The sequence below is a fragment of the Acidiphilium sp. 34-64-41 genome (assembly GCF_002282635.1).
GTDB classification, from domain to species: Bacteria; Pseudomonadota; Alphaproteobacteria; order Acetobacterales; family Acetobacteraceae; genus Acidiphilium; species Acidiphilium rubrum.
The window spans coordinates 1-7,748 of the sequence record NZ_NCJX01000117.1; the positions used below are offsets into that span (position 1 = coordinate 1).

At 59.3% G+C, this 7,748-nt stretch carries 6 protein-coding genes; 3 read left to right on the plus strand and 3 right to left on the minus strand.

Annotated elements, in window-relative coordinates; all coding sequences use genetic code 11:
* From B7X49_RS17155 to B7X49_RS17165, 3 genes are all read right to left on the minus strand, one after another.
* On the minus strand, positions 1-1,839 hold a 1,839-nt coding region (locus B7X49_RS17155; RefSeq protein ID WP_286840374.1), incomplete at its 3' end, for a YncE family protein.
* Positions 1,840-1,901: 62 nt separating this feature from the next.
* Positions 1,902-2,651, minus strand: a complete 750-nt coding sequence (locus tag B7X49_RS17160) for an energy transducer TonB (RefSeq protein WP_286705065.1) — start codon at positions 2,649-2,651, stop codon at positions 1,902-1,904.
* Positions 2,652-2,657: 6 nt separating this feature from the next.
* Entirely contained in the window at positions 2,658-4,976 is a 2,319-nt protein-coding gene (locus B7X49_RS17165; protein ID WP_286705066.1) for a TonB-dependent receptor, read from the minus strand.
* 220 nt (positions 4,977-5,196) lie between these two features.
* Here B7X49_RS17165 and B7X49_RS17170 point away from each other — a divergent pair, with 220 nt between their 5' ends.
* From B7X49_RS17170 to B7X49_RS17180, 3 genes are all read left to right on the plus strand, one after another.
* Positions 5,197-5,556 (plus strand): ATP-binding protein, encoded by a 360-nt coding sequence (locus B7X49_RS17170; protein WP_286705070.1) that lies wholly within the window; start codon positions 5,197-5,199, stop codon positions 5,554-5,556.
* 532 nt (positions 5,557-6,088) lie between these two features.
* Positions 6,089-6,406, plus strand: coding sequence for a hypothetical protein (locus tag B7X49_RS17175; RefSeq protein ID WP_286705067.1), 318 nt, complete (start codon positions 6,089-6,091; stop codon positions 6,404-6,406).
* Between the two features lie 249 nt (positions 6,407-6,655).
* Positions 6,656-7,546, plus strand: coding sequence for a carbohydrate ABC transporter permease (locus tag B7X49_RS17180; RefSeq protein WP_286705068.1), 891 nt, complete (start codon positions 6,656-6,658; stop codon positions 7,544-7,546).
* The last annotated feature ends 202 nt before the right edge of the window (positions 7,547-7,748 follow it).

The following is a 7,748-nucleotide window of genomic DNA, read 5'->3' on the forward strand; positions in this document are numbered from 1 at the left end:
GAAGCGCCCGTTCGGATAGGAAATCCAAGGGTTGGTCGCCGGCCGCTTCAACTTCGCCAGATCGATCGCATCGGCGAACGGATCATCCGGATCGTTGTCTTTCGCCGGATCGGCCAACGGCTGGGTCCAGCCCGGATTGCCCTGCAAGCCGCGGTTGGAATAATATGCCGCCCAACTCCGCTGAACGAAATCGGAATCACTCGCCGCCGTCGTCCATTGATGGCCCTGCGCCGTCACCTCGCCATCGGCATCGAAATCAACGAACAACGCCCCATGCCCCGCCATCCGATATAAATTCGGCAACTCCCGGCCATCGTATAAATCAAGCCGCGGATCGGCCCAGCGGCCAATTCCGGAGTAGCGGCCGAATTCCTCATCGAATGTCTTGTTCTCCCGCAGAATGAACACCACGGTCTTGACATGGCGGCGCAGCATCGCGGCGAGCCGTGCATTGCGACGCGCCAGCGCCGCGCGCTGCGCCGGCAGAAACCCGTCATCGCCCAGCGCGGCGATGCTGCCCGATGCAAGCGCCGCCCCATCTTGATGGCGCGGAATTCTCTGCAACAACCCGTGCATCATGGTGCCGACCCATTGATGCGCCAGATTAGGTCCCGACCCGAGCCCCTTGCCCGCCACCACATATAGCGCACCCCGATCGGCGGCGAGCGCGGTCGGATACCATCCTGTCGGCGTCAACCCGCGCATTACACCGCTCGCGGTATCGATCGTCATCACATCGTCATTGCCGGCATTGGTCACGAACAACCTCCGCCCCCGCAGCGCCAGCCCATCCGGATACGAACCCGATGCCGCACCCGGATACGGCAGTGTCGAGATCACCCGCATCACCCGCCGCGTCGCGGTATTGACCTCGACCACCCGATCCCCATTGGCTAGCGCGACATACACATGCGGCCGGCCCTGCCGTGCCGCCAGCGCGATCGGATGCAGCCCTGCCGCGACCGATGCCCCGGTCAGACGCGGGCCCACCGCAACCGTCGCAATCCGCGTCATCCGTGCGGGATCGACCAGCGCAATCGCATTATCCCCCCACAGCGACACCACCAGCACCTTGCCATGATCGGTGAAGGCGAGCGCGTTCGGATAGGCGCCGACATTCAAATACACCGTCTTGCCGGTCGCCAGATCGATCCGCGCGAGGCTGTTGGCCAGCAACCCGGTGACATAGGCATAATCCCCCGCCACCGCGACCGCCGATGGATAGAAATATCGCGGATGCGCCGCCCGATCCGCGCTCAACCCGGCCGGCTTGTGCACATCGCGATGATGAATCCCCTGATACAGATACGGGTATTGCGTGCGCGGAAACGCCTGAAACGCCAGATCATACCGCCGCACCAGCCGTGGCGTGCCCCCGGCCAGCGAAATCGCCAGCACATCGTCCGCCGCACCGCCGGCGGCATAAACCATGTCATGCGGCCCGGTCGCCAGACCCTGGAAGAAATCCTGATGATCGACCAGCAGCTTGCCCGCCCCACCAGCCTTGCCTGCCAGCACCGCCTTGGGAAACGCCACCACGCTGCCCGCGGGTGCCAGCGTCGCCGCGTCATACACGCTGAGCGATTGCGTCCGCGCCGCGCCATTGGCCAACACCACGATCCGCTTGCCCGCGATCACCACACCGGTCGGGAAATTCGGCGTCGCGACGATCGTGCCGACCGGTGCCACCACCCGCCCGGTCGGCAGACGATGCGTATAGCGCGCCACATTCGCTGGCGTGACCACGACCGGCCCTGCTGGCGGCGCCGTCCACGCACCGGTCCAACCCCCAACCAACAATGCCGTGACCGAGACGATGAGACGAATTCGACCAGCCATGAGACGCTCCTTTATCCCGTTCGGAACACGGCGGACTGGACCGTTCGACCAGCCAGCCGCGATCACCCGTTGCCCGAAACCGTGATCGGGATCTGAAAAACCGTATTCCGCTGCGGCATTTTCGCCAGAAACGCGGGGAAATGCGAATCCTGCACGGCGGCCAGCGCCGCCTTGGTCGCCGCCTGATAATCGCTCGCCTTGAGCACGCGCGCCCATAAAATCCGCCCGCCCGGCGTGACGTCGAATTCAATCATCGCGACCCCGCGCGCTCCCAGTGCGCGCAGGCTGTCCGGCACCACGATGCGCGAAATAATCTCATCGCGCAGCATCCCGGTATATTTCGACAGCGCGGTGGCAACCTGCGCCGGGCTCGGCGGGGGCGCGGCCACGCGCGGCGCGGGCGGTGCCGGCGGCGTCGGTGCCACCGGCGGCGGCGCCACTTGGCGCACCGGCACGTGGCGCAGCACATGGTGCACAGGCCGCGGCGGCGGTTTGCGCGGCACCGGAATGTGCGGATGCTGCGGCAACGGCGGTGGCGGTTTCGGCAGCACCGGGGTCGGTTTCGGCGGCACCGGCGGCGGCTGAACCAGCTTGGGCGGCAACGGAATCGCCTTGGGCGGGCCAACCGGCTTGAGCATGTGAACGGCAATCGTCGCCGGCCGCACCCGATGTGCGGGCTTGCCGTGCGGCGCGAACATCAGCCCCGCCAGCGCAATCGCCTCGATCAGCAGTGCCGCCAGCAGCCACCAGCCAAACCGCGGGGTTTCCGGTTCGATGCTGGCGGCGCGATCGGTCTCGGTCAGGCGGGTCAAGGCGGTTCAGAACTTCGCCGTGACACTGCCAAAAAACGCCCGTGGTTCACCGAGCAGCACCGAGTTGTAATTGGCCCCGCCATAGGTCTGATAGATTTTGTCGCGGGTGTAATAGCCCTGGTTGAGCAGATTATCGATATTCAGCGCGATCTCGAGCGATTTCACCTTGCCCAGATGCACCGGGATCGACTTGCCGATGCTGGCGTTCAACAGAAAATATGGCGATTGCGTATAGGAGGTCGGCGTCCCCGCGTTCGCCTGCTGGAGATACTGCCGGCCGACATATTGCGCATCGCCGGTTGCGTGCCAGCCCTGCCACTGCCAGGTCAGCCCGGCGCTGACCAGATTGGCCGGCACATTGGCCAGCGGCGTACCCGCGGTCACCGGCCCGGCAGCGTTGGAATTGAACGTCGAGGTGAACACCGCATTATTGTGCGAATAGTTGAAATACCCGGTGAACGCGCCCGGCACCACGCCGCCGATCTTGCCGAAATTACCGACCAGCTGCATCTCGACACCGGAATACCGAGAACCGCCGCCATTGGTCTGGGTCGAGACCTGAGTGGACGGATTGGTCACGGTGATGAAGGTGTTCTCGAAATTCTCCCGATAATACCCGACCGTGATGCCATAGCCGGCCCGCTCGTAGCGCAACCCGGCCTCGTAATCCTTGACATATTCCGGCTTTATCGCAAGCGGCGCCGTGACGTAGGCCCCGGCGGCGTTCTGCAACCCGATATCGCCGTAATAGGCGCTGATATTCGGCAGTTTGATGTTCTCGCCGAACGCGGCATAGACCGTGGCGCCCTTGAACAGAGTCAAATTTGCGCCGACGGTAGGCGACGTATAGTGCTCGTGATCCGACACGCTGCCCGGCTGGTCATAAAACCCGGTCGCGTTGAAATTCTTGGTATTGGCATAGATGTATTTCACGCCCGGCGTAATCTTGAGCCGGTTGCCGAACAGGCTGATCTCGTCCTGCGCATAGATCGAGCCCAGCGTGCGCCGGTCATGCTCATCCCACGCATCGTTATAGCCGTTGATCTGCGGTACCGGCTGGCTGCCGTACCAGAATTCGCGAGAATTCAGATAGCCATAGGTCAGATTGCCGCCGAGCTGGATCAGATTGTGCGACAGGGCGATTTTTACGTTCGGTTGCAGCCCCAGTTCGGAGGCACCCTGGCCGTACAGATGATAATCGGTGCCGTAAACTGTCGAGCCGAACAGCGCGTTCGGATTATAGCTGGGATAGAACGGGTTAAAGGTCCAGAATTCCGAATTCGTCCCCGAATTCGGCTGGCTGTACGGCTGCGTCGGGCTCTGGCCGAACAGCGGATTGGCATAGGAAGTCCGCTGATAGGTATCATGGCCGAAAAACGTCTTCAGATCGACCGTGACCATCGAATTGACGCTGTATTTCTCGCCGACCACCAGCAGATTGGTCGAATCGATATTGTTCGAATAACCCTGGCTCGGGGGCAATTGATAGCTCGGGCCGAATTGCGTCACCAGCGCCAGCGGCGCGGTGTGCGGCGTCTGGCCGCTGTTGTGGTTGAAAATGAAATTCAGATAGAACTGGCCGCGCCCGCCGAAATTGGCCGCCCGCATGGCATAATACAGGTTCGAATTATGATCCTTGCTGTTGGCGAGCCAGCCGCCGCTGTAATCCTGCCGGTACGACAGGATCTGGCTGATGCCATGATAATCCCCGGTGTTCAGGGTGAAATGATAGCTATAGGTGTTATAGCTGCCATAGCCGCCACCCACTTCGCCGCCCGCCTTCATGCTGGGCGCGATCGGCCGGTAATTGATCGTGCCGCCCAGCGAATTATACGAATTCACCGCCGGATTGTTGATGCCGCGATAAATCTGGATGCCGTCGAAATCGTTCAGCGTGATCAGCACGTTGTTGCGGGTCGATGCCTGATTGTTCACGCCGCCGTTGAACACGTCGTTGAGTGAGACGCCATCATAGGTTTCGGAAAATTGTCCCGAATTGAATGCCCGGAACGTGATGTTGGTGCGCACGCCGCCGGGGCCGCTGGTGGTCGCCAGCACCGAGGGGGCCTGGTTCAATATGGTCTGGGCCGTGGTGGTCGGTGAAGCATATTTGATTTGTTTCTTACCGATCGTGCTGACCGCATAGGTCGATTTCAGCGGCAGCCGCCGCGCCACCGCGTGGCGCGCCGCGGCCGATTTCGAAACACCTTCGATCCGCACCGGCGCCGCGGCGACGCCGCTCACGGCAACCTGCGCCGCCACGGGTTGCGTCAAACCAACGACACCACACAGCGCCGTCGTGCACATCCAACTGATTCGTTTCATCATCTGGCCCTCCTTCTCGAGCGGGCTTTTAGGGACAAACCATGACAAGGCGATTTCACTTTTATGACGCAACGATGAAGTGAGGCAGGTTCAGCCTGATGGGTCGATCAGCGATGCTTGTGAGCAACACACACTGAATCGTGATACCGCACTGCTCTGGACGGATCGCAAAATGCCGTACTCAGGGGTTTTTGGCCTTTGCAGTTAGCCCTTGTGGCGGGTGCGGCGACAGCGGCGCAAACGCACGCGTGGTTGTGTTTCGAAACCGACACAAATTATTTGGAAAAGAGTATGCCGCCTGCGGATCATCGGTGATTGGGGACCCGAGCCCCTGAACGCCGAACAGCGGCGTGACTTGCTCGAGATCGTAGATGATCGCGACTGCAAGGTCGCCCTGCTGATCACCAGCCTGTTTTCCATCGGCCGCTGGCACGAAATCATCGGCGATCCAATCCTGGGTGATGCCATCCTCGACCGCATCGTTCACCGCGCCCACCGCATCGAATTGAAAGGAGAAACCCTTCAAAAACGCCAGACCCTCTCCCCTTTATATGACCTGACGAACACCAAAGAGAAATGAAACCTGTTCAACCGTCAGTGGTAGCCCACAATACCGCGTCATGCTGTTCCCCCACGCCAGCCTCAGGCATGGTGAACATCATGATCACGATCAACGGAATACGCAACGAAGACTGGCTGAGCGGAAAAGTCTATCTCAATGTCGAGCCGTGATCGCTCAAACGAGTTAATCACCTTGCGAAAATTTACAGAATAGAGGTTGCAAAACCCCTTGGTGGGGCCAGGTTAGGTTTTCGCCGACGTCATCGAGGTGGGCACCGTGCGGGTGTTGCGGCTCACCGTGATTTTCCAGCTGGCGACGTCGAGCCGGATTATTGCCACGGCCCACCAGAAACGGGGTGTGTCGCCTGATCTTGGTCGCGATGGAGCAATGGGCAAGCCGAGGGACAGATCAGTCGGCTTAAGACACTCAAGCGAGCCAAGTATGGTCGCGTCGGCGTTGCTCTCATGCGCGCCCGCATGTTTCCATTGCAACCAGCTGGTTTTCAAACGATTTGAGGCAGCACCGAGTTAAAGGAATCCGACAGCAAGCATTGGAACTCAACGATGCCGACCAAGCCGGAAAAATGCTGCGCAATCTCGCGCGGTGGTTCGAACAGATCACGACTTGTGTCGGCGGCAGTATCCTCGAATGGATCGATGACTTCCTCACGGCCATCTGTATCAGCTTGCCGCTGGAAGTCCCCCGATCGCTTGTATGCACCACGATCATCGAGAACGTCGTGGGCCCGATGAGACGAATCTCGCGGAACGTGAAACGCTGGCGCAATGCCAACATGGCGCTGCGGTGGACCGCTGCCGACATGATGGAGCCCGCGGAGGGGTTTATAAATCCGATCGCATACCAATAACTGCCGGGCCCCCGATCGGCCTTGATAGTGCACAGAAGCATCTTCTCAATGCCGATCCCTGTGGTCGGGCCAACGTTAACCACCGAACTTTGCCAGATCGATCCCGTCGGCCACGCTTGACATCGAGCATCCAACGAACCAAACTTAAAACAGAAATAAGTTCCATAATAGAGAACTAATAGAATAATACTTGTCGTCCGAGATCACCTCAAAAAGTGGTTTCGGCGAGCGGGAATAATGTGAGGGGAAATGTCACAAGTTTATCCTTTGTTGAATCAACGGCGGCGACAACAGGCGATTCCATATCTTTTTGTGACGCCTGCGCTAGTAATGTTCAGTATCTGGGTACTTTGGCCTATCGCAGATAGTTTCATTCTCAGCGTCTATCACTGGAACGGAATGGGAAAGGCGCGATTTGTTGGATTCAGTAACTATAGCATGCTATTTAGCAGTCACTCGTTTTGGCGGTCCATTACCAATAACATCCTGTGGCTCGTCCTTATGCTGTTGGCACCGATCTTCGGCCTCCTCGCCGCGCTTGTGCTCAACCAGAAAATTCTTGGTATGCGTCTGGCAAAGACCCTGTTCTTCTTTCCGTTTGTACTCTCGCAAGTCGTCATCGGCCTCGTATTTTCATGGTTCTATCAGCCCGATGGCGGCCTACTGAACGTTATCCTTCATCACATTGGCGTGCATGGTTTAGCGATTCTATCAAATCCGCACATCGTGACGTTTGGCATCATAGCTGCCGGTCTCTGGCCGCAGACAGCGTATTGCATGATCCTGTATCTCACGGGACTGAACAACCTCAACCCAGAATTGATCGAGGCCGGTCGTCTCGACGGCGCACGAGGCTGGTATTTGTTATGGAACATCGTCCTGCCGCAATTGCGGCCAGCCACTTTTATTGCTCTCGTGGTCACGGTGATCGGATCGCTGCGGAGTTTCGACCTCGTCGCGATCATGACATCGGGTGGGCCGTTCGGCAGTTCGTCGGTGCTAGCATGGCTGATGTATCAGCAGGCGATCGGTAACTTTCGTCTCGGCTATGGGGCGGCAATCGGCGTCGTCCTATTTGCGATCATGGCGGTTTTCATCGCCTTTTTCCTCTGGCGCATCCTGCGGGATGCCGCACGCTAATGTATCCGAAACCCATCCTGCCAAGACAACGGGGTTTGCGTGCCGTGTATGCTACCGGCGTCACGGTGATGATCCTGCTCTGGTTGCTTCCCTTGTTTGCAGTGCTGCTCACGTCGCTCCGAACGCTGGCGGCAATCAATGCAGGGCATTACTGGAGTTGGCCTCATGAACTGGATTTTTTTAATTACGTAAGAGTGTTTCA

Coding starts and splice junctions, on each gene's coding strand:
- B7X49_RS17165 (WP_286705066.1), bottom strand. CDS start 4,976: ATGAAACGAATCAGTTGGATGTGCACGACGGCGCTGTGTGGTGTCGTT.
- B7X49_RS17180 (WP_286705068.1), top strand. CDS start 6,656: ATGTCACAAGTTTATCCTTTGTTGAATCAACGGCGGCGACAACAGGCG.